The following is a 25,510-nucleotide window of genomic DNA, read 5'->3' on the forward strand; positions in this document are numbered from 1 at the left end:
GGGGCGTGGTCCTGGGTCTGATCAGCCGAGGGGGTGGGCGGCCAGCAGGTCGCCGAGGGCCTCTTCGTGTGCGGCGGCGGGGCCGAGGGCGAGTTCGAGCTGTTTGGCCCAGGCGTGGTAGCGGTGCAGCGGGTAGTCGGTGTCGGCGCCGAAGCCACCGTGGAGGTGCTGGGCGGTCTGCACCACGCGGCGTACGCCTTCCGAGGCCCAGATCTTGGCGACCGCGATGTCGGCGGCGGGTGGCAGGGGGCCGCCTGCTCCGGTGCTGATGCGCCAGGCGGCCTGCCAGAGGGTGACTTCCATGGCGCGCAGGTCGATGTAGCGGTCGGCGGCTTGGACGGCGACGGCCTGGAAGGTGGCCACGGGGTGGCCGAACTGTTCGCGCTTGCCGGTGTATTGGCTCGTCATGGCGAGGACGTTCTCGCCGAGGCCGAGGGCGAGCGCGCAGGTGCCGGTGGCGAGGACGCCGCGGAGCCAGTCCCAGGCGCCGGTGGTGTCGATGAGGTCGGCGGTGTCGAGGCGTACGGAGTCCAGGTGTAGTTCGGCGAGGAGTTCTCCGCTGGTGGAGAACTGTGCGGCCAGGGTGAGGCCGGGCTGGGTGCGGGGGACCAGGGCGAGGACGGTCTGTCCTTCGGTGGTGTGGGCGGGGACGGCGATCCTGTCCGCTCCGTGGGCCCAGGGGACGGCACTCTGGAGGCCGTCGAGGATCCAGTCGGTGCCGTCGCGGCGGGCGGTGACGGCGAGTTCGGCGGGGTCGTGGCCGGTGTGCCCGTTGGAGGCGGCGGTGAGGACGAGTTCGCCGCGGGCGACGCGGGGGAGGAGTTCGGCCGCGGTGCGCGGGTCGGCGTAGCGTTCGACGGCCATGGCGACCGCGCTGGTCTCCAGGAGGGGGACGCGGGCGAGGACGCGGGCCGATTCGCGCAGGACGAGGCAGAGGGCGATGGTGTCGAGTCCCGCGCCGCCGTGTTCGGGTGCGAGGACGAGGCTGAGCAGGTCGGCGCCGGCGAGGCGGGCCCAGAGGGGGCGGTCGAAGTCGTCGGCGACGGCTCCGGGGGTGAGCGCGGGGCTCGGTACGGAGTCGGGGGTGACGCCGGAGAAGACCGCCTTGGCCGCCTCGACGGCCGCCTGCTGTTCCTCGGTGAAGGTGAAGTCCACGGCCATGCCCTCCCGTTGCCTGTCTGACGGATCGTCAAGATAGAACAGGTTCTAGGGGAAGGGAATGGGTGCGGGGGGACGGTCAGCGGTCGAAGTCCAGCTCCACTTCGGAGGTGGCCGGGTGGGACTGGCAGGCCAGGACGTATCCGGCGTCGGTCTCTTCCGGTTCCAGCGCGAAGTTCCGGTCCATGCGCACCTCGCCGCCGACGAGGAAGGCGCGGCAGGTGCCGCACACGCCGCCCTTGCAGGCGTACGGGGCGTCGGCGCGGGCGCGGAGCACCGTTTCGAGGAGCGTCTCGCCTTCCTGGACGGGCCAGTTGCCGGAGCGGCCGTGCAGGGTGGCCGTCAGTGTGGCGTGGACGGGCGCGGTGGAGGTGGGGGCCGGGGCGGGTGCCGAGCCGTCGTCGACGTGGAAGATCTCCTGGTGGATCCGGGAGCGGTCGACGCCGAGTCCGCGCAGGGTGCGTTCGGCGGCGGTGACGAGGCCGAAGGGGCCGCACAGGAACCAGCCGTCGATGTCGTCGACGGGCAGCAGGGCGGGGAGCAGGCCGGTCAGTCGCTCCTGGTCGAGGCGTCCGGACGGGAGGCCTGCCTGCTGCTCTTCGCGGGAGAGGGCGGTGACGAGCTGGAAGCGGTCGGGGAAGCGGTCCTTGAGGTCGGCGACCTCGTCCAGGAACATCGTGGAGGAGGCGGTGCGGTCGCTGCGGACGAGGCAGAACCGGGCGTCCGGTTGCTGGGCGAGGAGTGTGGCCGCCATCGACAGGACCGGGGTGATGCCGCTTCCGCCGACGACGGCGGCGAAGTGGCCGGGGCGGGGCGTGAGGGTGAAGCGGCCCATGGGCTCCATGACGTCGACGGTGTCGCCGACGGCCAGTTCCTTCAGGGCGTAGGTGGAGAACTCTCCGCCGTCGACGAGTCGGATGCCGACGCGCAGGACGGGGTCCTCGCCGGCGGGGGCGGCGGGGGCGCAGATCGAGTACGTCCGGCGGATCTCCTCGCCGTCCTGTGCGGTGCGGCGCAGGGCGAGGTGCTGGCCGGGGGTGTGGCGGTAGGCGTCGCGCAGCTCGGCCGGGACGGCGAAGGTGACGGCGACCGAGTCGTCGGTGAGCTGCTCGACCTCGCTCACCCGGAGCGGGTGGAACCCGGCCCGTCCGGAGCCTGAGGACACCATCTACAACTCCTTGAAGTGGTCGAACGGTTCGCGGCAGGCCGTGCAGCGGCGCAGTGCCTTGCACGCGGTGGAGGAGAAGCGGCTGAGCAGCTCGGTCTCGGTGGAGCCGCAGTGCGGGCAGCGGATCGCCAGGGTGAGGGCGACGGGGCCGCCGGCCGGGCCCTGGGGGCGGGGCGGGGCGATGCCGAACTCGGCGAGCTTGCGCCGTCCTTCGTCGCTGATGTCGTCGGTGGACCAGGCGGGTGCGAGGACGGTGACGACGGAGACGTCGGGGATGCCGTGTTCGTGCAGGGCGTGCTCGATGTCGGAGGACATCGCCTCGATGGCGGGGCAGCCGGTGTATGTCGGGGTCAGTTCGACCTCGACGCGGCCGGGGCCGAGGATCTGGACACCGCGCAGGACGCCGAGTTCGCCGAGGGTGAGGACGGGCAGCTCGGGGTCGGGGACGGCGCCGGCGATCCGGCTCAGCTCCCGCTCCAGGGCGGTCGTCTCCTGGCGAGTCGTCCTGGTCGTCCCGGTCAGATCGGTCGTGCCGGTCAGATCGGGCGTGGTGGTCACCATGTCGCCCCCGGGTGGCTGCGGTGCAGATGCTGCATCTCGGCGAGCATCCGTCCGAAGGGCTCGGTGTGCAGGCCCTGTCGGCCGGCTCCCGCGCGCCAGCCGCCGGTGTGGGGGCCGCTCGGGAGGGTGAGGGTGGCCTTGTCGAGGACGGTGGTGACGGAGTCGAGCCAGGCGGCCCGCAGGGTCTCGTGGTCCACGTCGAGGCCGGTGACGGGCTGGAACAGCTCGCCGGTGTAGCGCCAGAGGGCGTCGCAGGCGCGCTGCATGCGGTCGTGGCTCTCGGGGGTGCCGTCGCCGAGGCGGAGGGTCCAGTGCTCGGCGTGGTCCTGGTGGTACGCGACTTCCTTGACGGCCTTCGCCGCGAGCCCGCTCAGGGGGCCGTCCCCGGCCGCCAGCTGTCCGTAGAGGAGCCGCTGGTAGGTGGAGAAGTAGAGCTGGCGGGCGATGGTGTGGGCGAAGTCGCCGTTGGGCTGTTCGACGAGCTGGGTGTTGCGGAAGGCGCGTTCCTCGCGGAGGTAGGCGAGTTCGTCCTCGTCCCCGACGAGGGAGAGCAGGACGCGTGCCTGGCCGAGGAGGTCGAGCGCGATGTTGGCGAGGGCGACCTCTTCCTCCAGGACGGGTGCGTCGCCCGCCCACTCCCCCAGGCGGTGGGAGAGCACGAGGGCGTCGTCGCCGAGCGCCAGGGCGGCTTCGGCGATCGCGGCGGTGTCGGTGGTCCCGCTCACAGGTGCTTCACCCCCTCGGGGATCTCGTAGAAGGTCGGGTGGCGGTAGGGCTTGTCCGCCGACGGTTCGAAGAACGGGTCCTTCTCGTCGGGCGAGGAGGCGGTGATCGCGGTGGAGGGCACCACCCAGATCGAGACGCCTTCGTTGCGGCGGGTGTACAGGTCGCGGGCGTTGCGCAGCGCCATCTCGGCGTCCGGCGCGTGCAGGCTGCCGGCGTGGGTGTGGGACAGTCCGCGGCGCGAGCGCACGAACACCTCCCACAGAGGCCATCCGTCGGTGGTCATGCCCGTGCCTTCCCGTGCTTGTCGGCGTATGCCGCGGCTGCTTCTCTGACCCAGGCTCCGTCCTCGTGGGCCCGGCGGCGCCGGTCGAGCCGCTGCTCGTTGCAGGGGCCGTTGCCCTTGAGGACGTCCTGGAACTCGGCCCAGTCGATGGGGCCGAAGTCGTAGTGCCCCCGCTCCTCGTTCCACCGCAGGTCCGGGTCGGGGAGGGTGAGTCCGAGGGCCTCGGCCTGGGGGACGGCGATGTCCACGAACCGCTGGCGCAGCTCGTCGTTGGAGTGCCGCTTGATCTTCCAGGCCATGGACTGGGCGGAGTGCGCCGATGCGTCGTCCGGCGGGCCGAACATCATCAGCGAGGGCCACCACCAGCGGTTCACCGCGTCCTGCGCCATGGCGTGCTGGGCCTCGGTGCCCTGGGAGAGGGCGAGGAGGGCTTCGTACCCCTGCCGCTGGTGGAAGGACTCCTCCTTGCAGATACGGACCATCGCGCGGGCGTACGGGCCGTAGGAGCAGCGGCAGAGCGGGACCTGGTTGGTGATGGCGGCGCCGTCGACGAGCCAGCCGATGGCACCGACGTCGGCCCAGGTCAGCGTGGGGTAGTTGAAGATCGAGGAGTACTTCTGGCGGCCGGCGTGGAGCTTGTCGAGGAGCTCGTCGCGGCTGGTGCCGAGGGTCTCCGCCGCGCTGTACAGGTACAGACCGTGGCCGGCCTCGTCCTGGACCTTGGCCATGAGGATCGCCTTGCGGCGCAGCGAGGGCGCGCGGGTGATCCAGTTGGCCTCCGGCTGCATGCCGATGATCTCGGAGTGCGCGTGTTGGGCCATCTGGCGGACGAGGGAGGCCCGGTAGGCGTCCGGCATCCAGTCTCGGGGCTCGATGCGCTCGTCGGCGGCGACGGCGGCGTCGAACACCGCCTCGTAGGCCGCCTGCGCCGCTGCCTCGGCCGCAGCCGTGGCCGTGTCCGGCGCGCCCTGCGCTGCCGTCCGTGCCTTCTGTGCGTCCGCGGTCACTGCGGTCGCTGCCGTCCCTGCGGTCATCGGACCCCCTACCGACCGATCGTTCGGTTGAATGACTTCAATGGTCGGTCGGCGGCCCGTATGGTGTCAACCCTGTGGATGACCGAGGGTGGACGGATCGGGGATCGGGGCGGGATGGAAGCGCACGTCGACGAGGACGCACACGAAGAGCAGCCACCGCCGGGACCGGCGCCACAGGACGGTCGCGGCCAGGGCGTCGGGATCGCCTCCCTCTCCCTTCCGTACCAGGTCGTCGCGGCGGTCGCACTCGCCGGAGTCGCGGTCTTCACCTGTGTCCACCTCGCGATGGTGTTCCTGCACGTCGCGCCGTCGAACACGCTGACCAAGCAGCACGGTGAAGCGGTCGACGAGTGGATCTACCCCGAGTTCGAACAGAACTGGAAGCTCTTCGCCCCCAACCCGCTCCAGCAGAACGTCTACGTCCAGGTCAGGGCCGAGATCGTCGGCGCGAGCGGCGCCGAGCGCACCACCGGCTGGATCGATCTGACCGCGCAGGACGCCGAGGCGATCCGCGGCAGCCTCGTGCCCAGCCACGCCGAACAGAACGCGCTCCGCCGGGCGTGGGACTTCTACTCGAACACCCACACCGACGACCATCGGCCCAACGGTCTGCGCGGCCGGCTCTCCGAGAGCTACATCCGCCGGATCGTCATGCTCCGCCTCGACAGGGAGAACCTCGACGGCACGGTGGAACGGATCCAGCTCCGCTCCGTCACGCGCGCCGTTCCCGCCCCGCCGTGGAGCACCGAGAAGACGGACACGGACCCCGTCCGCCGGGTGCTGCCGTGGTGGAAGGTGAGCGCCGCCGATCTGCCGGGAGCGGCCAGGGACGACCGCACGGAGGCGGGCCGGTGAATCGATCATCCACACCCCCGACATCCACACCCCCGAACGCCGAGAACGCCGTCTCCGCGCCCCGCGAGCCGTTCGACCGGCGGCTCGCGCGGGGCGTCCAGCGGGTCACGGCCTCGGCCCTCGGGCCGTACCAGACCGCGATCGTCCGCATCGGCTTCTCGCTCACCTGGCTGCTCTTCCTGCTGCGCGAGCTGCCCCACCGGCATGAGCTCTACGGCCCCGACGGCTCCTGGGCGTGGGGGCTGGCCCGCCAGCTGATCGCCCAGAACGACGCGTTCACGGTGCTGATGTGGTCGGACAGCGCCTTCTGGTTCGAGACCGTCTACGTGCTCGCCCTACTCTCCGCCCTACTGCTGCTGCTCGGCTGGCGCACCCGTGCCATGTCGGTGGTCTTCATGGTCGGTGTGCTGTCCATGCAGAATCGCTCCGTCTTCGTGGGCGACGGCGGGGACAACGTCATCCACCTCGCCGCGATCTACCTCGTCCTGACCCGCTGCGGTCAGGTCTGGTCCCTGGACGCCCGCCGGGCCGCGCGCGAGGCGGAGCGCGCGGCCGAGGGGGCAGGGGCGCCCCGGCGGGACATCGTCGGGCCCCTGCTGTGGACGGTGCTCGGCGGCCTGCTGCTCGCCGCCACGTACTACTCCGACACCAACGGCTCGGCCTGGCTGCTGGTGCTGCTGTGGGTGCTGTGGCTCGGGCAGGCGCTGTGGTGGCTGGTGTGCCGCTACGCGCCGGGCGAGCCGCGCACCCTCCTCGATGTCCTCGCCAACCTCACGCACAACGCCGCGCTCGTCGTGATCATGGCCGAGGTCTGTCTGATCTACGCGACGGCCGGCTGGTACAAGATCCAGGGCTCGCGCTGGCAGGACGGGACCGCGCTCTACTACCCGCTCCAGCTGGACTACTTCGCGCCCTGGCCCGTCCTGTCCGATCTGCTGGGCTCCAGCGGAGTGATGGTGATGGTGCTGACCTACGGCACCGTGCTGATCCAGGTCGCCTTCCCGTTCGCGCTGTTCAACCGCAAGGTCAAGAACGTCCTGCTGGTCGCGATGATGCTGGAGCACGCCGGCATCGCCGTGCTCCTCGGGCTCCCCCTCTTCTCGCTGGCGATGATCTCCGCGGACGCGGTGTTCCTGCCGACGGCGTTCCTGGTGTGGCTGGGCGTGCGGGTGGGGCGCGGCAAGGACCGGCTGCTGTCCCGGCCGCGCGGAACGGTGCCCGACCAGCGCCGTACGGGTGAGGAGGCGGCCCCCCGTACCCTCGTGGGGTGAGCACCGCTGAACAGTCCGAGCCGATCCAGTACGACGAGGGGTACGCCCCCGAGGTCGGTGTGGGGCCGCATCCGCTGCCCTGGCCGGACGGCGAGCGCTACGACCCCGAGCTGCTGGCCGGCGGGGATCGGCGCAACGTCGTCGACCGGTACCGGTACTGGACGCGGGAGGCGATCGTCGCCGACCTGGACACCCGGCGGCACGATTTCCATGTCGCGGTCGAGAACTGGGGCCACGACTTCAACATCGGGTCGGTGGTGCGGACCGCCAACGCCTTCCTGGCGAAGGAGATCCACATCGTCGGCAGGCGGCGCTGGAACCGGCGTGGGGCGATGGTCACCGACCGCTACCAGCACGTACGCCACCACCCGGACACCGAGTCGCTGACGGCGTGGGCGGCGGCCGAGGGCGTGCCGATCATCGGCATCGACAATCTGCCGGGCGCCGTGCCGCTGGAGCGGACCGTCCTGCCACGCCGCTGTGTGCTGCTCTTCGGCCAGGAGGGCCCGGGCCTCACCGAGGAGGCCCGGAACCACGCGGAGATGGTCTGCTCGATCGCCCAGTTCGGCTCGACCCGTTCGATCAACGCGGGCGCCGCCGCCGCGATCGCGATGCACGCCTGGGTACAGCGGTACGCCGAGATCACCCCGGGCGCCTGACCGGGCAGCTGACCGGGCGCGGTCTCGCGAAGGCCCGGCTCGCGAAGGCCCGGCTCGCGGAGGCCCGGCTCGCGGAGGCCCGGAGGCCCCCGCGAGCGCCATGGGTCACGCCTGGCGGCGGACCTCCACCACACGGAAGCGGTTGGCGACGAACGCTCCGTCGCACAGGGCCGCGTTCGCCGCCGGGTTTCCGCCGGAACCGTGGAAGTCGGAGAACGCCGCCGTCTGGTTGACGTACACCCCGCCCGTCAGGTTCAGCGAGAGCTGGGCCGACTCCTCGAGGCAGACCTCCTCGATCGCGCGCTCGGTCTCGGGCGACGTCGTGTACGCCCCGACCGTCATCGCACCCTTCTCGCGGACCGTGCGCCGCAGCAGCTCCAGCGCGTCGGCCGTCGAGTCGACGGAGACGGCGAAGGAGACCGGGCCGAAGCACTCGGAGAAGTAGGCCGCCTCCGGGTCCGGCTTCGAGCCGTCCAGCTTGACGATGACCGGCGTACGGACGACGGCGTCCGGGAAGTCCGGGTTCGCCACCTCGCGGGAGGCGAGCGCCACCTCCCCGAGGCCCGCGGCGGCCTCCAGGCGCGCCTTCACATCCGGGTTGACCAGGGCGCCGAGCAGGGCGTTGGCCCGGGCGTCGTCGCCGAGGAGGCCGCCGACGGACGCCGCGAGGTCGGCGACGACCTCGTCGTACGACTTGGGGCCCGCGTCGGTGGTGATGCCGTCGCGGGGGATCAGCAGGTTCTGCGGGGTGGTGCACATCTGGCCGCTGTACAGGGACAGGGAGAACGCCAGGTTGGAGAGCATTCCCTTGTAGTCGTCGGTGGAGTCGACGACGACCGTGTTGACGCCGGCCTTCTCCGTGTAGACCTGGGCCTGGCGGGCGTTGGCCTCCAGCCAGTCGCCGAAGGCGGTGGAGCCGGTGTAGTCGATGATCCGGATCTCGGGGCGGACCGCCAGGGTCTTGGCGATGCCCTCGCCGGGCCGCTCGACGGCCAGCGCGACCAGGTTCGGGTCGAAGCCGGCCTCGGCGAGGACCTCGCGGGCGACGCGGACGGTCAGAGCCAGCGGGAGGACGGCGCGGGGGTGCGGCTTGACCAGGACGGGGTTGCCGGTGGCCAGGGAGGCGAAGAGGCCCGAATATCCGTTCCAGGTGGGGAAGGTGTTGCAGCCGATGACGAGCGCGATGCCGCGCGCGACAGGGGTGAACGCCTTGGTCAGCTCCAGCGGGTCACGCTTGCCCTGCGGCTTGGACCAGTCGGCGGCGCCGGGGGTGCGGGTCTGCTCCGCGTACGCGTACGCCACGGCCTCCAGGCCGCGGTCCTGGGCGTGCGGGCCGCCGGCCTGGAACGCCATCATGAAGGCCTGGCCGCTGGTGTGCATGACGGCGTGGGCGAACTCGTGGGTGCGGGCGGAGATCCGGGCGATGATCTCCAGGGAGACCAGGGCGCGGACCTCGGCGCCGGCCTCGCGCCAGGCGGCCATGCCGGCGCGCATCGCGGGCAGCAGCACGTCGATGTCGGCGTGCGGGTACTCGATGCCGAGCGCCGGGCCGTACGGCGAGGTCTCGTCGCCGGTCCAGCCGTCCGTGCCGGGCTGGTCCAGCTCGAAGCGGGTGTTCAGCAGGGCCTTGTACGCCTCCAGGCCGGCGGCGGCGTCCAGCGAGCCGTTCTCGCCGTAGGCCTTGGGGTGCTCGGGGTGCGGCGACCAGTAGGCGCGCGTGCGGATGGTGTCGAGTGCCTGGTCGAGTGTGGACCGGTGCTTCTCGGCCAGAGCGTCGGTGGTCAGCTGAGCGGCGGCCATTGCGGGACCAACTCCTCGTCGAGCTAGATCGGTTCGGCGCGTGTGACGCCTGCGCGGAGCCTCCACGACGGGTGGTCGTGGAAGACGGGTGGGCAGGGACGAGCGGACAGAGTTAGAGTAACCGAACGATCGGTCGGGACAAGGGGGTCTGTCGAAGCTGTGGACAACCCATCGGGGAGGATCAGTCGTATGACCGCCAATGTGAGCGACTCCGCGCCGGACGCCGCCCCGGCCACGGCCCCGGATTCCGGTGCCGAAGCCCTCGACCGGAGCCGTACCGTCGCCGTCGTCGGCACGGGAACGATGGGCCAGGGAATCGCGCAGGTCGCCCTGGTCGCAGGGCATCCCGTACGGCTCTACGACAGCGCCCCCGGGCGGGCCGAGGAGGCCGTGGCCGCCCTCGCCGCCCGCCTGGACCGGCTGGTGGAGAAGGGACGCCTCGACGCGGCCGGACGCGACGCCGCCGTGGCCCGGCTGCACGCCGCGGCCGAGCTCACCGAGCTGGCCGACGCCGCGCTGGTCGTCGAGGCGATCGTCGAGCATCTCCCGGTCAAGCAGCAGCTGTTCGCCGGCCTGGAGAAGATCGTCGGCGACGACACCCTCCTCGCCACCAACACCTCCTCCCTCTCCGTCACCGCGATCGCGGGAGGGCTGCGACTGCCGGGCCGGTTCGTCGGACTGCACTTCTTCAACCCGGCGCCGCTGCTGCCGCTCGTCGAGGTCGTCAGCGGCTTCGCCACCGACGCATCGGCCGCCACGCGCGCGTACGAGACCGCCAAGAGCTGGGGCAAGACGCCGGTCCGCTGCGCCGACACCCCCGGTTTCATCGTCAACCGGATCGCCCGCCCCTTCTACGCGGAGGCGTTTCGGGTGTACGAGGAGGGCGCGGCCGACCCCGCCACCATCGACGCGGCCCTGCGCGAGAGCGGCGGCTTCCGGATGGGCCCGTTCGAGCTGACCGACCTCATCGGCCAGGACGTCAACGAGGCCGTCACCCGGTCCGTCTGGGACTCCTTCTTCCAGGACCCCAGGTTCACCCCCTCGCTCGCCCAGCGCCGCCTGGTCGAGTCTGCGCGGCTCGGCCGCAAGTCGGGGCACGGATGGTTCCCGTACGGGGACGGCGCGCCGGCCCCCGAGCCGCACACCGCGCCGCCCGCCGAGGCGCCGGCCTCGGTCACGGTCCAGGGGGACCTGTACCAGGCGCGGGCGCTGGTGGGGCTCTTCGAGAAGTCCGGGATCGCCGTCGAGCGCGCCGAGGACGCCGTGCCCGGCTACCCGGGCTGGATCGAGCTGCCCAGCGGGACCCGGCTCTTCCTCGCCGACGGGACCGCCGCCGACGACGCCGAGATGCCGGTGATCCACATCGACCTGGCGCTGGACTTCGCCACCTGCGAGCGGATCGTGCTCGCGCCGGCGGCGACCGTGGAGGACGCCTCCCTCCGGGAGGCCATCGGCCTCTTCCAGGCCGCCGGCAAGAAGGTCAGCGTCATCCGGGACATCCCCGGCATGATCGTCGCCCGTACGGTCGCGATGCTCGCCGACTTCGCGTACGACGCCGCCACGCGCGCGGTGGCGGACGCCGACGACATCGACACCGCGATGCGGCTCGGCGTGAACTACCCGCGCGGGCCCCTCGCCTGGGCCGAGGAGCTCGGCGCGGGCTGGGTCCTGGAGACGCTCTCCAACCTCCACGAGGAGTACCCGACGGGCCGCTACGCCCCCTCGCAGGCCCTGCGCCGCCGCGTCGCCGCCGACCAGGCCGCTGCCGACCGGCGCGACCGGGACGCCGTCGGTGAGGAGGGCTCGGCATGACGACCGCGAAGCGTGACACGTACACCCCCGAGACGCTGCTCTCCGTCGCCGTGGGCGTCTTCAACGAGCGCGGCTACGACGGCACCTCCATGGAGCACCTCTCGAAGGCCGCGGGGATCTCCAAGTCCTCGATCTACCACCATGTCGCGGGCAAGGAGGAGCTGCTGCGCAGGGCCGTCAGCCGCGCGCTCGACGGGCTCTTCGGGATCCTCGACGAGCCGGGCGCCGGGCGCGGGCGGGCCATCGAGCGGGTCGAGTACGTCACCCGGCGCACCGTCGAGGTGCTGGTGGCCGAGCTGCCGTACGTGACGCTGCTGCTGCGGGTCCGGGGGAACACGGACACCGAGCGCTGGGCCATGGAACGGCGCAGGGAGTTCGACCACAGGGTGGCCGACCTGCTGAAGGCGGCCGTGGCCGACGGGGATCTGCGGGCCGACGTGGACATCAAGCTCGCCACCCGGCTGCTCTTCGGCATGATCAACTCGCTGGTGGAGTGGTACCGGCCCCTGCCGGGCGCCCACGCCGAGCCGGAGCAGCTCGCCGACACCGTCGTCCACCTCGCCTTCGACGGGCTGCGGACGGCCCGCTGAGGCCCTTGGCGGGGGCCGTGGGCGTTGGCGGTGCCCCTTGGCCTTGGCCCGGGAATCCGGACCCCCGACCCCGGACCCTCAGTGGTCCGGGTCGAGGTCCGTCTCCTCGAAGACCAGCAGCGTGCGGGTGGAGAGCACCTCCGGGATGGACTGGAGCTTGGTCAGGACCAGCTCGCGCAGCGTCCGGTTGTCCGGCGTGTGCACCAGCAGGAGGACGTCGAAGTCTCCGCTGACCAGCGCGATGTGCGCGGCGCCCGGCAGCGCCTGGAGCTGCTCGCGCACGGTGCGCCAGGAGTTCTGGACGATCTTGAGCGTGATGTACGCCGAGGCGCCGTGGCCCGCGCGCTCGTGGTTGACCCGGGCGCTGAAGCCGCGGATCACGCCGTCGTCGATCAGCCGGTTGATCCGCGCGTAGGCGTTGGCCCGGGACACATGGACCCGTTCGGCCACGGAGCGTATCGACGCGCGACCGTCCGTCTGCAGGATGCGCAGGATGTCCCGGTCGATCGCGTCGAGCGGGCGCGCAGGCGGGCCCTGCGGCACTCCCGCCGGGCTCTGGGCCAAGGCTTGCTCCCAGCCGTCGGCCATTTGTTCATCCTGCATGTCCCCCCGCCTCTCATCCATGGACGACATGACTCCATCCCAGGCTGTGGAGAACCGATTGTCCACAGGCTGAGGGTGCCTGTAGCCAAAATGCCTCCACGACCGAACAATCGGTAGGTGAGGCGCACCACATTCGCGCCGCCCGCCTTCGGGTCTTATGCCCGCTCCCACGAGGAGGTGGACTCGTTGCAACAGCGCAGTTCGACAGTCCAAGAGCCGCCCGGTGCCGCGACCGCCTACCGGCCCACCCCGCCGCCGGCGTGGAAGCCACGCACCGACCCCGCCCCGCTGCTGCCCGACGCCGAGCCCTTCCGGGTCCTCGGCACGGACGCGGTCGCCCAGACCGACCCCGAGCTGCTGCGGCGGCTCTACGCGGAGCTGGTGCGCGGCCGTCGGTACAACACACAGGCCACGGCGCTCACCAAGCAGGGCCGCCTGGCCGTCTACCCGTCGACCACCGGGCAGGAGGCCGCCGAGGTCGCGGCCGCACTGTGCCTGGAGGAGCGGGACTGGCTCTTCCCGTCGTACCGCGACACCCTCGCGGCCGTCGCCCGCGGCCTGGACCCCGTGCAGGCGCTGACACTGCTGCGCGGTGACTGGCACACCGGGTACGACCCGCGGGAGCACCGCGTCGCGCCGCTGTCCACGCCGCTCGCCACCCAGCTCCCGCACGCGGTCGGCCTGGCCCACGCGGCCCGGCTCAAGGGCGACGACGTGGTCGCCCTCGCCATGGTCGGCGACGGCGGCACCAGCGAGGGCGACTTCCACGAGGCGCTGAACTTCGCGGCCGTCTGGCAGGCCCCGGTGGTCTTCCTCGTGCAGAACAACGGCTTCGCGATCTCCGTACCCCTCGCCAAGCAGACCGCGGCCCCCTCGCTGGCCCACAAGGCCGTCGGGTACGGCATGCCGGGCCGGCTCGTCGACGGCAACGACGCCGTCGCCGTCCACCAGGTGCTGACCGAAGCCGTGGCACGCGCGCGGCGAGGCGGCGGACCGACGCTGGTCGAGGCCGTCACGTACCGGATCGACGCCCACACCAACGCCGACGACGCGACCCGCTACCGCGGGGACAGCGAGGTCGAGGCCTGGCGGGCGCACGACCCGATCCTGATCCTGGAGCGGGAGCTGACGGAGCGCGGACTGCTCGACGAGGACGGCAGGCGCGCGGCGGCCGAGGCGGCCGAGACGATGGCGGCGGCGCTGCGCGAGCGGATGAACGCCGAGCCGGTCCTGGACCCGATGGATCTGTTCGCGCACGTCTACGCCGAGCAGACGGCACAACTGCGCGAGCAGGCGGCGCAGCTGCGGGCCGAGCTCGACGCCGAGAGCGAGGCGTGATGACCACCGCGCAGAAGACGGCCGAGAAGAAGGCCGCGGCCAAGCCCGCCACCATGGCGCAGGCGCTCCAGCGGGCCATGCGCGACGCGATGGCCGAGGACCCGACCGTCCACGTCATGGGCGAGGACGTCGGCACGCTCGGCGGCGTCTTCCGCGTCACCGACGGGCTCGCCAAGGAGTTCGGCGAGGACCGCTGCACGGACACCCCGCTGGCCGAGGCCGGCATCCTCGGCACGGCCGTCGGCATGGCGATGTACGGGCTGCGACCGGTCGTCGAGATGCAGTTCGACGCCTTCGCCTACCCGGCGTTCGAGCAGCTGATCAGCCACGTCTCCCGGATGCGGAACCGCACGCGGGGCGCGATGCCGATGCCGCTGGTGATCCGTGTGCCGTACGGCGGAGGGATCGGCGGTGTCGAGCACCACAGCGACTCCTCCGAGGCGTACTACATGGCGACGCCGGGTCTCCACGTCGTCACCCCGGCCACCGTCGAGGACGCGTACGGGCTGCTGCGGGCGGCGATCGCCTCCGACGACCCCGTCGTCTTCCTGGAGCCCAAGCGGCTCTACTGGTCGAAGTCCGACTGGCGCCCCGAGGCGCCGACGCCGGTGGAGCCGATCGGCAAGGCCGTGGTCCGGCGCGCCGGCCGCAGCGCCACGCTGATCACGTACGGGCCGTCCGTGCCGGTCTGCCTGGAGGCGGCCGAGGCCGCGCAGGCCGAGGGCTGGGATCTGGAAGTCGTCGATCTGCGCTCGCTGGTGCCGTTCGACGAGGAGACGGTCTGCGCGTCGGTGCGGCGCACCGGGCGCGCGGTCGTCGTCCACGAGTCGCCCGGGTTCGGCGGGCCGGGCGGGGAGATCGCGGCGCGCGTGAGCGAGCGCTGCTTCCACCACCTGGAGGCGCCGGTCCTGCGGGTCGCCGGGTTCGACATCCCGTACCCGCCGCCGATGCTGGAGCGGCACCACCTGCCGGGCGTGGACCGGATCCTCGACGCGGTGGCGCGCCTGCAGTGGGAGGCGGGGAACTGATGGCCCAGGTCCTTGAGTTCAAGCTGCCCGACCTCGGCGAGGGGCTGACCGAGGCGGAGATCGTGCGCTGGCTGGTCGACGTCGGCGACGTCGTCGCCATCGACCAGCCGGTCGTGGAGGTCGAGACCGCCAAGGCCATGGTGGAGGTGCCGTGCCCGTACGGGGGTGTGGTGACCGCCCGCTTCGGCGAGGAGGGCACCGAACTGCCGGTCGGGGCACCGCTGCTGACGGTCGCGGTCGGCGGGACGGCGGGGTCGGAGTCGGCGCCGGCGCCGGCGTCCGCGACGGTCGCGGGCGGCGCTTCGGCGGCGGACGCGGCCTCGGCCGAGTCCTCGGAGTACTCCGGCAACGTGCTCGTCGGGTACGGCACGGCGGGACCTGCGGCCAGGCGTCGCCGGGTGCGGCGCGAGAGCCCGGCGGCTCCGGCCGCCGCTCCGGCCCCGGTGCCGGCTTCGGTGCCGGCTTCGGTCCAGGCTTCCGTGCCGACCGCGGCCCCGGCCGCCCCCGAGGGGCCCCTGCCGGTGATCTCGCCGCTCGTGCGGAAGCTGGCCCGGGACAAGGGGCTCGATCTGCGGGAGGTACGGGGGTCGGGCCCGGACGGCCTGATCCTGCGGGCCGACGTGGAGTCCGCCCTGGCCGCCGCCGAGACGGCCGCCGTCGGAACGGCCGCCACGCGTCCGGCTCCGGCCGTGGCCGCGGGCACCGGCGTGGCCGTCGGTGAGCGGGTGCCGCTGCGCGGTGTCCGTGGGGCCGTCGCCGACAAGCTCTCCCGCAGCCGTACGGAGATCCCGGACGCGACCTGCTGGGTGGACGCCGACGCGACCGAACTGATGGCGGCGCGCGCCGCGATGAACGCGGCCGGGGGCCAGAAGATCTCGCTCCTCGCGCTCCTCGCCCGCATCTGCACCCACGCGCTCGCCCGCCACCCGGAGCTCAACTCCACGGTGGACATGGCGGCGCGGGAGATCGTCCGGCTGCCGTCCGTGCACCTCGGGTTCGCGGCGCAGACCGAGCGCGGTCTGGTCGTTCCGGTCGTCCGGGACGCGGGCACGCGGACGGCGGAGTCGCTGACGGAGGAGTTCGCGCGGCTGACGGAGTCGGCGCGGAAGGGGACGCTGACGCCGGCGGACCTGACCGGCGGGACGTTCACGCTGAACAACTACGGGGTGTTCGGGGTCGACGGCTCCACGCCGATCATCAACCACCCGGAGGCGGCGATGCTCGGGGTGGGCCGGATCATCCCCAAGCCGTGGGTCCACAACGGCGAACTGGCGGTCCGCCAGGTCGTCCAGCTGTCGCTGACCTTCGACCACCGGGTCTGCGACGGAGGCACGGCGGGCGGTTTCCTCCGCTACGTCGCGGACTGCGTCGAACACCCCGCGGTGTTGCTTCGCACGCTCTGACCCGCGGGGGTCTCTGGGGCCGCCGGGCCTGACGGGGCGCGCCCACCGATGCCCCCGGGCCCGGCACGCGCGTCCCTCAGGGCCGGGCCCCCGCGTCCCCCAGGCTGGCACGCGCCGGTAGCGCCGGGCCCCGCGTCCCCCAGGCTGGCACGCGCCGGTAGCGCCGCGCCCTGACGGCCCCCGCCGTCCCCGGCGGCCCGGCGCCGCCGCCGTCCCCCGTCTCCTTCCCTGAGACGGCTGGGGGCTCTTGGGGCGGGTGCGGCTCATACTGCTGGGGTGACGACCTTGTATGACGCCGTCGTGCTCGCCGGCGGGGCCGCCAAGCGGCTGGGTGGGGTGGACAAGCCCGGGGTGCGGGTCGGAGGGCGTGCCCTGCTCGACCGTGTGCTCGCCGGATGCCGGGGCGCCGGGCGCACCGTGGTCGTCGGAGGGCGGCGGGCGACCGTGAGGCCCGTGGTGTGGGCCAGGGAGGAGCCGCCCGGCGGGGGACCCCTGGCCGCGCTCGACGCCGGGGTGCGCGAGGTCGCGGCCGAGGACGTGCTCGTCCTCTCCGCCGACCTGCCGTTCCTCGACGAGGGGACCGGCCGCCGGCTTCTGGACGCCCTGGCCGCCGCGCCCGACGCCGACGCGGCCCTCCTGGTCGACGCCGACGGCCGCGACCAGCCGCTCGTCGCCGCCTACCGCACCCAGGCCCTCCGCCGTGAGCTGGCTCACCTCACCACCGCGCACGGCACCCTCTCCGGGCTCCCGCTGCGTCTGCTCACCCAGGGACTGCGGGTCGTCCGGGTCACCGCAGGCCCCCTCGCCTCCTTCGACTGCGACACCTGGGAGGACATCGCCGCGGCCCGGGCCCGGATCAGGGAGCATGGGACCGTGCTGGACGAATGGATCACCGCAGTCAAGGACGAGCTGGGCATCGAGATCGACGTCGACACCGGCGTGCTGCTCGATCTGGCCCGGGACGCCGCCCACGGCGTCGCGCGCCCCGCCGCGCCTCTGACCACCTTCCTGGTCGGGTACGCGGCGGCGAAGGCAGCCGCCGAGGGCGCCTCCGGCGGCCCCGAGGCCGTCGCGGAGGCGTCCCGTAAGGCCGCCGCCCTCGCCAACCGCTGGGCCGCCGAAGCGGAGCGGGACGCCGTCGCGGAGCGCAACACCCAAGCGGAGCGCAACACCGATGCGCCACGGAACGCCGATGCGCCGCGGGACGCGACCGGATGACGCCTCACGACGAAGGCGACGACGACGGCGTCGATGAGGTCCTCGCCCTCGTCGCCCCGCAGCGCGGCGCGGAGCCCCGGCCCGCCCACGCCCCCGACGAACCCCACCGCGCCACCGTCTGGCCCGCCGCGCGGGCCGTCGCAGCCCGCGCCGGGGCCACCGTGGGCGCCACGCACCCACCCCTCCGTACGCCCCTCGACCAGGCCCTGGGCCAGGTGCTCGCCGAGCCGCTCCGCGCGCTCACCGATCTGCCGTCCTTCGACACCTCGGCCATGGACGGCTGGGCGGTCGCAGGGCCCGGCCCCTGGGAGATCCGCGCGCAAGGCGCCGTCCTTGCCGGCCACGCCCCCGCCGCCCCGCTGGAGGACGGCACCGCCGTACGGATCGCCACCGGCGCCCGCGTACCGCCCGAGACCACGGCGGTCATCCGCAGTGAGCACGCCCGCACCGACGCGAGCGGCCATCTGCACGCGCTGCGCGAGGTCGTGCCCGGCCAGGACATCCGCCCCCGAGGCCAGGAATGCCGCGTCGGTGACCGGCTGCTGCCCGCCGGGACCCAGGTGACCCCCGCCGTCCTCGGCCTCGCGGCCGCCGCCGGGTACGACGAGCTGCCGACCCGGGCCCGGCCCCGCGTGGAGGTCCTCGTCCTCGGCGACGAGCTGCTGACCGCCGGACTCCCCCACGACGGGCTGATCCGGGACGCCCTCGGCCCCATGCTCGGTCCCTGGCTGAACGCGCTGGGCGCCGAGGTGCTCGCCACCCGACGGATCGGCGACGACGCCGACGCCCTCCTCGCGGCCGTCACCGGCTCCCCCGCCGATCTGGTGATCACCACCGGCGGCACGGCCTCGGGCCCCGTCGACCACGTCCACCCCGTGCTCGCCAAGGCGGGAGCGACCCTGCTCGTCGACGGGGTGAAGGTCCGCCCCGGCCACCCGATGCTGCTCGCGCGCCTCGACGCCGACCGCCATCTCGTCGGGCTGCCGGGCAACCCCCTCGCCGCGGTCTCGGGCCTGCTCACCCTGGCCGAGCCGCTGCTCCGCGCCCTCGCGGGGACGCCGCCGGCGCCGCCGTACCGGGTCCCCATGGCGGACGAGGTGCAGGGCCATCCCCACGACACGCGGCTCGTCCCGGTCGTCCACCGCGACGATCAGGTCGTTCCCCTGCGCTTCCACGGGCCCGCGATGCTCCGGGGGATCGCGGCGGCGGACGGCATGGCCGTCGTCCCGCCCGGTGGGGCGCGGCCCGGTGACGCCCTGGAGATCCTCGACCTCCCCTGGGCGGGTTCCCTGTCCGCCTTCGGCCCCCTCCCCTCGCCGGGTTCCTCCCTCGCCGCGTCGGGTCAGGGAGAGGCGGAAGTGCGAAAGGAGGGTGTTTCACGTGAAACTTCCCAGCCGTGACGTCATGGCCCGCCACGCGGACGAGAAGGTGTCCCCCAGCCGGATCCGGATGCCCCGCCGTGTCGTCGAGAAGCCCATACGGCAGGTCGCCAGGCGCCTGCTGATGGCCCTGGGTGTGCTCGCCCTCACGACGGTCATCGTCTACATCGATCGCGACGGCTATCACGACAACGCCAACGGGACGCTCGACTTCCTCGACTGCGCCTACTACGCGACGGTCACGCTCTCCACCACCGGGTACGGCGACATCGTCCCGTACAGCGATACGGCGCGGCTGGTCAACATCCTGCTGGTCACGCCGCTGCGCGTGCTGTTTCTGATCATCCTGGTCGGCACCACTCTCGAGGTCCTCACGGAGCGGACCCGGGAGGAGTGGCGGCTGAACCGCTGGAGGTCCACCTTGCGTGAGCACACCGTCGTCGTCGGCTTCGGCACCAAGGGCCGTTCCGCGATCCAGACCCTCTGCGCGACCGGACTGCGCAAGGACCAGATCGTCATCGTCGACCCGTCCACCAAGGTGATCGAGACGGCGAACGCGGACGGATTCGTCGGCGTGGTCGGCGACGCGACCCGCAGCGATGTGCTGATCCGCGCCGAGGTGCAGAAGGCACGTCAGATCGTCATCGCCACCCAACGCGACGACACCGCCGTCCTGGTGGCGCTCACCGCCCGGCAGCTCAACAGGGGCGCGAAGATCGTCGCCGCCGTACGGGAGGAGGAGAACGCGCCGCTGCTGCGCCAGTCCGGCGCGGACGCCGTGATCACCAGTGCCAGCGCCGCCGGTCGGCTGCTCGGCCTCTCTGTGCTCAGCCCCAGCGCCGGCACGGTGATGGAGGACCTGATCCAGCAGGGCTCGGGCCTCGATCTGGTGGAGCGGCCGGTCATAAAGTCCGAGGTGGGCAAGAACGTACGGGAGACCGAGGACCTCGTGGTCAGCGTGTTGCGCGGGCACCGGCTGCTCGGTTACGACGATCCGGCCGCCAGCCCGCTGCAGTTGACGGACCGTGTGATCACCATCGTGCGCGCGGCGCCCGTCACGCCACTGTCGACGCCGCCCGAGTAGCCTCGCCGCCATGCATGCGATCACGATTCCGGAACCCGGCGGCCCCGAGGCCCTCGTCTGGGCCGAGGTGCCCGATCCCGTGCCCGCCGAGGGCGAGGTCCTCGTCGAGGTGGTGGCGAGCGCCGTCAACCGTGCCGATCTGCTCCAGCGCCAGGGCTTCTACGACCCGCCGCCGGGCACATCTCCGTACCCCGGCCTCGAATGTTCGGGCCGGATCGCCGCGCTGGGCCCGGGGGTCTCGGGCTGGTCGGTCGGCCAGGAGGTGTGCGCGCTGCTGGTGGGAGGCGGGTACGCGGAGAAGGTCGTCGTCCCCGTCGGCCAGCTGCTGCCGGTACCGCAGAGCCTGGACCTCGTGACGGCCGCGGCGCTGCCCGAGGTCACCTGCACGGTCTGGTCCAACGTCTTCATGATCGCCCATCTGCGGCCCGGCGAGACGCTGTTGGTGCACGGCGGTGCGAGCGGCATCGGCACGATGGCGATCCAGCTCGCCAAGGCGGTCGGCGCGAGGGTGGCGGTCACCGCGGGCGGCCCGGAGAAGCTCGCGCGCTGCGCCGAGCTGGGCGCGGACATCCTGATCGACTACCGCGAGCAGGACTTCGTCGAGGAGCTCCGCAAGGCCACGGACGGCGCCGGTGCGGACGTGATCCTCGACATCGTGGGAGCGAAGTACCTGGAGCGCAATGTGAACGCGCTCGCGGTCAACGGCCGGCTGGCCGTGATCGGTCTGCAGGGCGGTGTGAAGGGCGAGTTGAACCTCGCCGCGCTGCTCTCCAAGCGGGCCGCGATCACGGCGACCACGCTGCGCGGCCGCCCGCTGCACGAGAAGGCGGCCATCGTCGCCGCGGTGCGCGAGCACGTCTGGCCGCTGATCGACTCCGGCACGGTACGTGCGGTGGTCGACCGTACGGTGGAGATGCGGGACGCCGCCGAGGCGCACCGCGCCCTGGAATCCGGCTCCCACGTCGGCAAGGTCCTCCTCCTGGCCCCCAAGCCGGCCTGACGACAGGCACCCAAGCCGGCCTGACGACAGGCGCCCAAGCCTTCCTGAGGCCGCGGGCCCAAGCTCGGCTGAAGACACACGTCCGAGGCCGCCTGAAGCCGGCCTCCCCACTACACGTAAGGGCCCGGCACACCCACGGTGTGCCGGGCCCTTACGCGACGCCGGAAGCCCTACAGGTACGGGCCCGAGCGGACCGCGTGGCCGCGGCCGTGCTCGTCGTCATCGTCGGACGGCGCGCCCGGAGGCAGCGCACGCCGCATCTGCTCCAGTTGGGCGCGGGCCGCCATCTGCTGGGCGAACAGCGCCGTCTGGATGCCGTGGAAGAGGCCTTCGAGCCATCCCACCAACTGGGCCTGCGCGATCCGCAGTTCCGCCTCGGACGGAATCGCCTCGTCGGTGAACGGCAGGGAGAGCCGCTCCAGTTCCTCGACCAGTTCGGGCGCGAGCCCGTCCTCCAGCTCCTTCACGGAGCTCGCGTGGATGTCCTTGAGCCTGACACGGCTGGCCTCGTCGAGAGGAGCCGCCCGTACTTCCTCCAGGAGCTGCTTGATCATGCTGCCGATGCGCATGACCTTCGCAGGCTGCTCGACCATTTCCGTCACCGGGACCTCGCGGGATTCGTCGTCACCCTGAGCGCCGCCGAGTGCCATCCCGTCCTGTCCCACGATGAGGACCTGGGGAGTCTCTTGCGACCGTTCATTCCTCGGCATCTCCATGCCGCCATTCTCTCGCACACGTGCCTCACCACACGGTGTGCCCCTGGAGAAGGGTGATCCACCCTTCTCCAGGGGCACAGGAAGACAACGATCGATCAGGCTGCTTCGCGGCGGGCCAGGGCCCCGCGGGAGCGGGTCACCAGGGCCGCCAGGAGCGCGGCACCGAGCGGTACGGCGACCAGCAGGGCCGCGAGCGTCTCCCAGGGGACGACGATCGGGACGTACGGGACGTCCTGCGTGCCGCCCCAGCCCTGGTCGAGGGCCTCCTGGTAGAAGCGCAGCTCCTGGCGTTCCTCGGTGAGCCGCAGGCCCATGGCCGGCAGCACACCGGCCGCGGACCCGAGGATCACACCCATCGCGGCGACCACCCCGCACTGGAAGCCACTGAGCGTGCGACGGACCCGCGGGGGCGCGCCGACGGCGGACAGCGTCTTCAGATCGGCCTCGGCGTCGGCCTGCGCGAGGCCGGTGGCGATGCCCGCGGCGCCGATGGTGACGAGTCCGGCGAAGACGGTCAGCGCGAGGAGCACGATGCTGGTCTTGCTGACGAACCCTTCCTCCACGTGGAGCGAGACATCGCTGCCGATCTTGGCGAGCTCCCCGTCGAGCTTCTGACGCTGCTCGGCGCTGGGCAGCGCGTCGGTGGCGAAGAACGAACCGAGCGGCACCGCGGTGAAGCCGGCCGCCTTGGCGGCTTCGGGGCTGATCAGCGCCCGCACGCCGTAGGCGTTCTGCCCGGTCACCAGGTGGGCGGGGAGGGTCTTGACCTCGCCGGGGATCGGCTTGCGCTCCTGGTCGGCGAGGTTCGCCTTCTTGTTGTCGGCGATCACCTTGATGGCGATCGTGCCGGTCTTGTCGATCGGGGCCTTGGCGAAGGAGACGATCTTCCCCTCGGCGAGGGCCTTCTGCGCGCCCGCGTCCGTGATGCCGAGGACCTTCAGGAGCGAGGCGTCGCCGACGATCAGACCACCTTCGACGAAGACGCCGCCGGGCAGATCACCGCCGCTGTTCTCCACGCAGCGCCAGTCCTTGGCGAGCTTGCGCCGCTGCTCCTTGGAGAACTTCTCGGAGGGGTCCGAGCCGTCCTCGGTCGTCACCCACAGCGGGCACTCGTTGGCCTTGGGGATCACCATCTCGAAGCGGCCGCAGCCCGGGGCCTCGCTGTACGGGGCACAGCCCGTCTTGCCGACCTGGATGCGCTGGACGTCCGCGCGGGAGTCGACGGGCAGCAGCCGCTGCACGGCGTCACGCACCTGCGGAACGTCCCGGCCGCCGTCCTCCATCACGAGCGCGGAGACAGCGCCGTACGGCAGCTTCGCCGTGTAACCGGCCTCGTCCTGGGCCTCCCGGCTGGCCGCGTACGTGGAGACGGCGACCGTTCCCGCGACCGCGGCGAGCACGGCGGCGACGGCGGGTGCCGTACGGCCCCGGTTGCGCACCGCGTCCCGCAGGGCGAGGCGCGGCGAGAGCGGCAGCCAGCGGCCGGTGCGCCCGAAGAGACCCACCAGAGCCGGCGTCATGGCGACCACGCCCAGCTCGGCGAGGGCGCTGCCGCCCGCGACGACGATGAACTGGTCGGAGACCACCGAGCCGTACAGAGCGATCGCGCCGCCCAGGAGCAGGGCGCCCAGGCCGATCAGCGGCAGCACGCGGCTGCTGCGGCGGACGCCGCGACGGCCGGTGAGCGAGGCGAGGACGGTCTGCCGGGACGCGGTGACGGCCGGGACGATCGCGGCCAGCAGGCCGGTCAGGACGGCGATGAACGCGATACCGAGCAGTTCCAGCGGGCGGACGTCGAAGGAGCCGAACCGCTGGTTCATGGCGGCTTCGAGGAACGGCTGCAGCGCGAACGTGAGGATGAGCGCGAGCACGGTGCCCGTGACGGCCGCCGCGACGCCGATGACGAGACCGCCGCTCAGCACGATGGCGCGGATGTGGTGACGGTCGCCGCCGTTGGCACCGACGAGCCCGAGCTGACGGCGCGAGCGGCGGGCGCCCACGGCGAACGCGGGCCCGGCGAGCAGGCAGATCTCCAGCATCGCGAGGCCGACGACCGTGCCCGCCGCGGCGAGCTCGGCGGCCCGGGCGGCCGCGCTGTCCTCGAAGCCGCCCCAGCCTTCCTTCTGGTAGAGCGGCACGTCGGCCTTGGCGGGCGGGTCGAGGAGCACCGCACGCGAGGTGACGGCCACACCCTTGGTGTTGATCTTCTGGACGGTGTTCCACGTGAAACCACCGGCGGACTTCACCAGGTACGTGGTGTAGGCCTCGCCCGTGTCCAGGCCGCTCTTCTCAAGCACCTTGGCGTACGAGGCGAGGAAGGCGCCCGGGAGGGCGTTGATCTGGTCGGCCTTCAGATCGTTGGGGAGCTCGTACGAGCCCACGATCCGGAACGTCCGGGTGTCACCGCGCGCGGAGAGGGTGGAGCCGATGCTGAGCCCGCTGGTCTCCAGGAAGTGCGTGGTGGCGGCGATCTCGTCGGCCTTCTCGGGGAAGCGGCCGTCCTGGAGGCTCATGATGCCCCGGGCGATCGGGTCACCGGCCTTCAGCTCACGGACCTCGCTCTGGAGCAGCCCGTGGGTGGTGGTCAGCTTGGCGCTGCCGGTGCTGTCCGTGAGGACCGTGGAGCCGGCCGGGAAGGTCTTGGTGACATCGGTCGGACCGCTCGGCCAGACCCTGTCCTGGTAGTCCTCGGCCGTCGTGTTCGTCTCGCCGCTCGGATCCTGGAGGATCGGCACGCCGCTCACCTGGGCGTCGGTGAACCGGGCGTCGGCGGCGCCCATCGTCCGGCTCAGGTTCTCCTCGGTGGAGAGCTCGGAGCTGCGCAGGGTCAGGTCGGCGGCGCTGACGCCGAGGATGGGCAGGGCGATCATCGCGAGGACGAGGAAGCTGCGTCCCTTGGAGCGCCAGGCGTCACGGCGCGCGATGCGGATCGCGGCGCGCCAGGAGTGGAGCCACTTGTTCACCGCTCGGCCGCCTGGCCGGAGAGGAGCGAGTCGGCCTCGCTGCGCACGGTCTGGTCGACGACGGCACCGTCCCGCAGGAAGACGACCCGGTCGGCCCAGGCGGCGAACCGCGGCTCGTGGGTGACGAGGACGCCGGCGGCCCCGCCGTCACAGCGGGAGCGCAACAGGGCGAGGACGGACTCGCCGGTCTCGGAGTCCAGGGCACCGGTGGGCTCGTCCGCGAGGACCAGGCGCCGGTCGCCGACGAGTGCGCGGGCGATGGCCACGCGCTGCTGCTGACCGCCGGACATCTCGTCGGGGAAGCGGTCGGCGAGGTGACCGAGGTCCATCTCCTCCAGCGCTGCCACGGCCTCGACGCGCGCCTTGCGGGCCGGGACACCGTCCAGCTCGCGGGGCAGGGCGACGTTCTCGGCGGCGGTCAGCGCCGGGATGAGGTTGTAGTCCTGGAAGACGTAGCCGATGCTGCGGCGGCGCAGGGCTGCGAGCGCCTTGCGGCCGGCGGTGGTGATGTCGGTGTTCTCGACGATCACCCGGCCGGAGGTGGGTATGTCGAGGCCGCCCGCGATGGTGAGCAGGGTCGACTTTCCGGAGCCGGACGGGCCCATGACGGCGACGAGTTCACCGGGGTAGACCGCGAGGTCGATGCCGCGCAGGGCGTGCACCTCGGTGGCGCCGGAGCCATGGACGCGGGTCAGGTTCTGGAGTTGCAGCACGGGCTGCGCTGTGGACATGGAGGGGTCCCCCTTGGGCGTACGGACGCGGGTGGCGTTCTCGTACGGAGCGGATGAGCGGACGGAGCGGATGGAGAGGTGGCGCCTGCCGGCCGGAGGGTCGGTGACGCGGACGGCTACCTGGGCGGTA

Annotated in this window: 23 protein-coding genes; 12 read left to right on the plus strand and 11 right to left on the minus strand. The window is 72.5% G+C overall.

What is annotated here, in order from left to right:
* Positions 1-21: 21 nt before the first annotated feature.
* From ACGFYP_RS08790 to paaA, 6 genes are all read right to left on the minus strand, one after another.
* On the minus strand, positions 22-1,155 hold the full coding sequence (locus ACGFYP_RS08790) for an acyl-CoA dehydrogenase family protein (RefSeq protein ID WP_393489132.1): 1,134 nt from the start codon (positions 1,153-1,155) through the stop codon (positions 22-24).
* Between the two features lie 82 nt (positions 1,156-1,237).
* Positions 1,238-2,326 carry a 2Fe-2S iron-sulfur cluster-binding protein gene (locus ACGFYP_RS08795; protein ID WP_393488109.1) on the minus strand — a complete coding sequence of 363 codons (1,089 nt, stop codon included), beginning with the start codon at positions 2,324-2,326 and terminating at the stop codon, positions 1,238-1,240.
* Positions 2,327-2,887: a 1,2-phenylacetyl-CoA epoxidase subunit PaaD gene (gene paaD / locus ACGFYP_RS08800; RefSeq protein WP_393488111.1), complete on the minus strand. Its 561-nt coding sequence runs from the start codon at positions 2,885-2,887 to the stop codon at positions 2,327-2,329.
* Positions 2,881-3,612: a 1,2-phenylacetyl-CoA epoxidase subunit PaaC gene (paaC, locus tag ACGFYP_RS08805; RefSeq protein WP_361960084.1), complete on the minus strand. Its 732-nt coding sequence runs from the start codon at positions 3,610-3,612 to the stop codon at positions 2,881-2,883. The genes paaD and paaC overlap by 7 nt, the downstream gene beginning before the upstream one ends.
* A complete protein-coding gene (gene paaB / locus ACGFYP_RS08810) occupies positions 3,609-3,896 on the minus strand; it encodes a 1,2-phenylacetyl-CoA epoxidase subunit PaaB (protein ID WP_019887914.1) in 288 nt (95 codons plus the stop codon). Before paaB ends, paaC begins: the two co-directional genes overlap by 4 nt.
* The gene (paaA, locus tag ACGFYP_RS08815) at positions 3,893-4,930 is read right to left on the minus strand and encodes a 1,2-phenylacetyl-CoA epoxidase subunit PaaA (RefSeq protein ID WP_361960081.1); all 1,038 of its coding nucleotides are present in this window, start codon (positions 4,928-4,930) and stop codon (positions 3,893-3,895) included. The genes paaB and paaA overlap by 4 nt, the downstream gene beginning before the upstream one ends.
* A 114-nt stretch (positions 4,931-5,044) precedes the next feature.
* Between paaA and ACGFYP_RS08820 the strand changes: the two genes are divergently transcribed.
* The 3 genes from ACGFYP_RS08820 to ACGFYP_RS08830 are packed head-to-tail and all read left to right on the plus strand — an operon-like array spanning position 5,045 to position 7,715.
* Positions 5,045-5,785: a DUF5819 family protein gene (locus ACGFYP_RS08820; RefSeq protein WP_393488115.1), complete on the plus strand. Its 741-nt coding sequence runs from the start codon at positions 5,045-5,047 to the stop codon at positions 5,783-5,785.
* The gene (locus tag ACGFYP_RS08825) at positions 5,782-7,056 is read left to right on the plus strand and encodes an HTTM domain-containing protein (RefSeq protein WP_393488117.1); all 1,275 of its coding nucleotides are present in this window, start codon (positions 5,782-5,784) and stop codon (positions 7,054-7,056) included. Before ACGFYP_RS08820 ends, ACGFYP_RS08825 begins: the two co-directional genes overlap by 4 nt.
* Positions 7,053-7,715 carry a TrmH family RNA methyltransferase gene (locus tag ACGFYP_RS08830; protein WP_393488120.1) on the plus strand — a complete coding sequence of 221 codons (663 nt, stop codon included), beginning with the start codon at positions 7,053-7,055 and terminating at the stop codon, positions 7,713-7,715. Before ACGFYP_RS08825 ends, ACGFYP_RS08830 begins: the two co-directional genes overlap by 4 nt.
* Positions 7,716-7,820: 105 nt before the next feature.
* Here the strand turns inward: ACGFYP_RS08830 and paaN are convergent, their stop codons facing one another.
* Entirely contained in the window at positions 7,821-9,515 is a 1,695-nt protein-coding gene (gene paaN / locus ACGFYP_RS08835) for a phenylacetic acid degradation protein PaaN (RefSeq protein ID WP_393488122.1), read from the minus strand.
* Between the two features lie 189 nt (positions 9,516-9,704).
* On the opposite strand from paaN, the gene ACGFYP_RS08840 reads away from it, so the two are divergent.
* Both ACGFYP_RS08840 and ACGFYP_RS08845 read left to right on the plus strand, forming a co-directional pair.
* Positions 9,705-11,327, plus strand: coding sequence for a 3-hydroxyacyl-CoA dehydrogenase (locus ACGFYP_RS08840; protein WP_393488124.1), 1,623 nt, complete (start codon positions 9,705-9,707; stop codon positions 11,325-11,327).
* A complete protein-coding gene (locus ACGFYP_RS08845) occupies positions 11,324-11,917 on the plus strand; it encodes a TetR/AcrR family transcriptional regulator (protein ID WP_361960063.1) in 594 nt (197 codons plus the stop codon). Before ACGFYP_RS08840 ends, ACGFYP_RS08845 begins: the two co-directional genes overlap by 4 nt.
* A 78-nt stretch (positions 11,918-11,995) precedes the next feature.
* Here the strand turns inward: ACGFYP_RS08845 and ACGFYP_RS08850 are convergent, their stop codons facing one another.
* A complete protein-coding gene (locus tag ACGFYP_RS08850) occupies positions 11,996-12,505 on the minus strand; it encodes an Lrp/AsnC family transcriptional regulator (RefSeq protein ID WP_361670691.1) in 510 nt (169 codons plus the stop codon).
* Between the two features lie 192 nt (positions 12,506-12,697).
* Here ACGFYP_RS08850 and pdhA point away from each other — a divergent pair, with 192 nt between their 5' ends.
* The 7 genes from pdhA (at position 12,698) to ACGFYP_RS08885 (ending at position 20,970) form a co-directional block, all read left to right on the plus strand.
* Entirely contained in the window at positions 12,698-13,858 is a 1,161-nt protein-coding gene (pdhA, locus tag ACGFYP_RS08855; RefSeq protein ID WP_393489136.1) for a pyruvate dehydrogenase (acetyl-transferring) E1 component subunit alpha, read from the plus strand.
* A complete protein-coding gene (locus tag ACGFYP_RS08860) occupies positions 13,858-14,886 on the plus strand; it encodes an alpha-ketoacid dehydrogenase subunit beta (protein WP_361960057.1) in 1,029 nt (342 codons plus the stop codon). Before pdhA ends, ACGFYP_RS08860 begins: the two co-directional genes overlap by 1 nt.
* Positions 14,886-16,289 carry a dihydrolipoamide acetyltransferase family protein gene (locus ACGFYP_RS08865; protein WP_393488127.1) on the plus strand — a complete coding sequence of 468 codons (1,404 nt, stop codon included), beginning with the start codon at positions 14,886-14,888 and terminating at the stop codon, positions 16,287-16,289. Before ACGFYP_RS08860 ends, ACGFYP_RS08865 begins: the two co-directional genes overlap by 1 nt.
* A 276-nt stretch (positions 16,290-16,565) precedes the next feature.
* Entirely contained in the window at positions 16,566-17,507 is a 942-nt protein-coding gene (locus ACGFYP_RS08870) for an NTP transferase domain-containing protein (RefSeq protein ID WP_393488129.1), read from the plus strand.
* Complete coding sequence (locus ACGFYP_RS08875) at positions 17,504-18,907, plus strand: molybdopterin molybdotransferase MoeA (RefSeq protein ID WP_393488132.1); 1,404 nt, start codon at positions 17,504-17,506, stop codon at positions 18,905-18,907. Before ACGFYP_RS08870 ends, ACGFYP_RS08875 begins: the two co-directional genes overlap by 4 nt.
* Before the next feature lie 4 nt (positions 18,908-18,911).
* A complete protein-coding gene (locus tag ACGFYP_RS08880) occupies positions 18,912-19,970 on the plus strand; it encodes a potassium channel family protein (protein WP_393489139.1) in 1,059 nt (352 codons plus the stop codon).
* A gap of 10 nt (positions 19,971-19,980) precedes the next feature.
* On the plus strand, positions 19,981-20,970 hold the full coding sequence (locus ACGFYP_RS08885; protein ID WP_393488134.1) for an NAD(P)H-quinone oxidoreductase: 990 nt from the start codon (positions 19,981-19,983) through the stop codon (positions 20,968-20,970).
* 170 nt (positions 20,971-21,140) lie between these two features.
* Here ACGFYP_RS08885 and ACGFYP_RS08890 read toward each other — a convergent pair whose 3' ends face one another.
* The 3 genes from ACGFYP_RS08890 to ACGFYP_RS08900 all read right to left on the minus strand — a co-directional run bounded on the left by ACGFYP_RS08890 (position 21,141) and on the right by ACGFYP_RS08900 (position 25,380).
* A complete protein-coding gene (locus tag ACGFYP_RS08890; RefSeq protein ID WP_393488137.1) occupies positions 21,141-21,686 on the minus strand; it encodes a bacterial proteasome activator family protein in 546 nt (181 codons plus the stop codon).
* A 95-nt stretch (positions 21,687-21,781) separates the two neighbouring features.
* Complete coding sequence (locus tag ACGFYP_RS08895; protein WP_393488140.1) at positions 21,782-24,649, minus strand: ABC transporter permease; 2,868 nt, start codon at positions 24,647-24,649, stop codon at positions 21,782-21,784.
* Positions 24,646-25,380, minus strand: a complete 735-nt coding sequence (locus tag ACGFYP_RS08900) for an ABC transporter ATP-binding protein (protein WP_361960036.1) — start codon at positions 25,378-25,380, stop codon at positions 24,646-24,648. The genes ACGFYP_RS08895 and ACGFYP_RS08900 overlap by 4 nt, the downstream gene beginning before the upstream one ends.
* Between the last annotated feature and the right edge of the window lie 130 nt (positions 25,381-25,510).

The organism is Streptomyces sp. NPDC048370 (assembly GCF_043200825.1).
Lineage (GTDB): Bacteria > Actinomycetota > Actinomycetes > Streptomycetales > Streptomycetaceae > Streptomyces.

Excerpts from the sequence above, each read along its gene's own strand:
- paaA (WP_361960081.1), bottom strand. The coding sequence starts at position 4,930 with ATGACCGCAGGGACGGCAGCGACCGCAGTGACCGCGGACGCACAGAAG.
- ACGFYP_RS08885 (WP_393488134.1), top strand. The coding sequence starts at position 19,981 with ATGCATGCGATCACGATTCCGGAACCCGGCGGCCCCGAGGCCCTCGTC.
- ACGFYP_RS08795 (WP_393488109.1), bottom strand. The coding sequence starts at position 2,326 with ATGGTGTCCTCAGGCTCCGGACGGGCCGGGTTCCACCCGCTCCGGGTG.
- paaN (WP_393488122.1), bottom strand. The coding sequence starts at position 9,515 with ATGGCCGCCGCTCAGCTGACCACCGACGCTCTGGCCGAGAAGCACCGG.
- paaD (WP_393488111.1), bottom strand. The coding sequence starts at position 2,887 with ATGGTGACCACCACGCCCGATCTGACCGGCACGACCGATCTGACCGGG.
- ACGFYP_RS08890 (WP_393488137.1), bottom strand. The coding sequence starts at position 21,686 with ATGGAGATGCCGAGGAATGAACGGTCGCAAGAGACTCCCCAGGTCCTC.
- paaB (WP_019887914.1), bottom strand. The coding sequence starts at position 3,896 with ATGACCACCGACGGATGGCCTCTGTGGGAGGTGTTCGTGCGCTCGCGC.
- ACGFYP_RS08820 (WP_393488115.1), top strand. The coding sequence starts at position 5,045 with ATGGAAGCGCACGTCGACGAGGACGCACACGAAGAGCAGCCACCGCCG.
- ACGFYP_RS08840 (WP_393488124.1), top strand. The coding sequence starts at position 9,705 with ATGACCGCCAATGTGAGCGACTCCGCGCCGGACGCCGCCCCGGCCACG.
- ACGFYP_RS08900 (WP_361960036.1), bottom strand. The coding sequence starts at position 25,380 with ATGTCCACAGCGCAGCCCGTGCTGCAACTCCAGAACCTGACCCGCGTC.
- ACGFYP_RS08865 (WP_393488127.1), top strand. The coding sequence starts at position 14,886 with ATGGCCCAGGTCCTTGAGTTCAAGCTGCCCGACCTCGGCGAGGGGCTG.
- ACGFYP_RS08850 (WP_361670691.1), bottom strand. The coding sequence starts at position 12,505 with ATGGCCGACGGCTGGGAGCAAGCCTTGGCCCAGAGCCCGGCGGGAGTG.
- ACGFYP_RS08875 (WP_393488132.1), top strand. The coding sequence starts at position 17,504 with ATGACGCCTCACGACGAAGGCGACGACGACGGCGTCGATGAGGTCCTC.
- ACGFYP_RS08845 (WP_361960063.1), top strand. The coding sequence starts at position 11,324 with ATGACGACCGCGAAGCGTGACACGTACACCCCCGAGACGCTGCTCTCC.
- ACGFYP_RS08860 (WP_361960057.1), top strand. The coding sequence starts at position 13,858 with ATGACCACCGCGCAGAAGACGGCCGAGAAGAAGGCCGCGGCCAAGCCC.
- ACGFYP_RS08880 (WP_393489139.1), top strand. The coding sequence starts at position 18,912 with ATGGCCCGCCACGCGGACGAGAAGGTGTCCCCCAGCCGGATCCGGATG.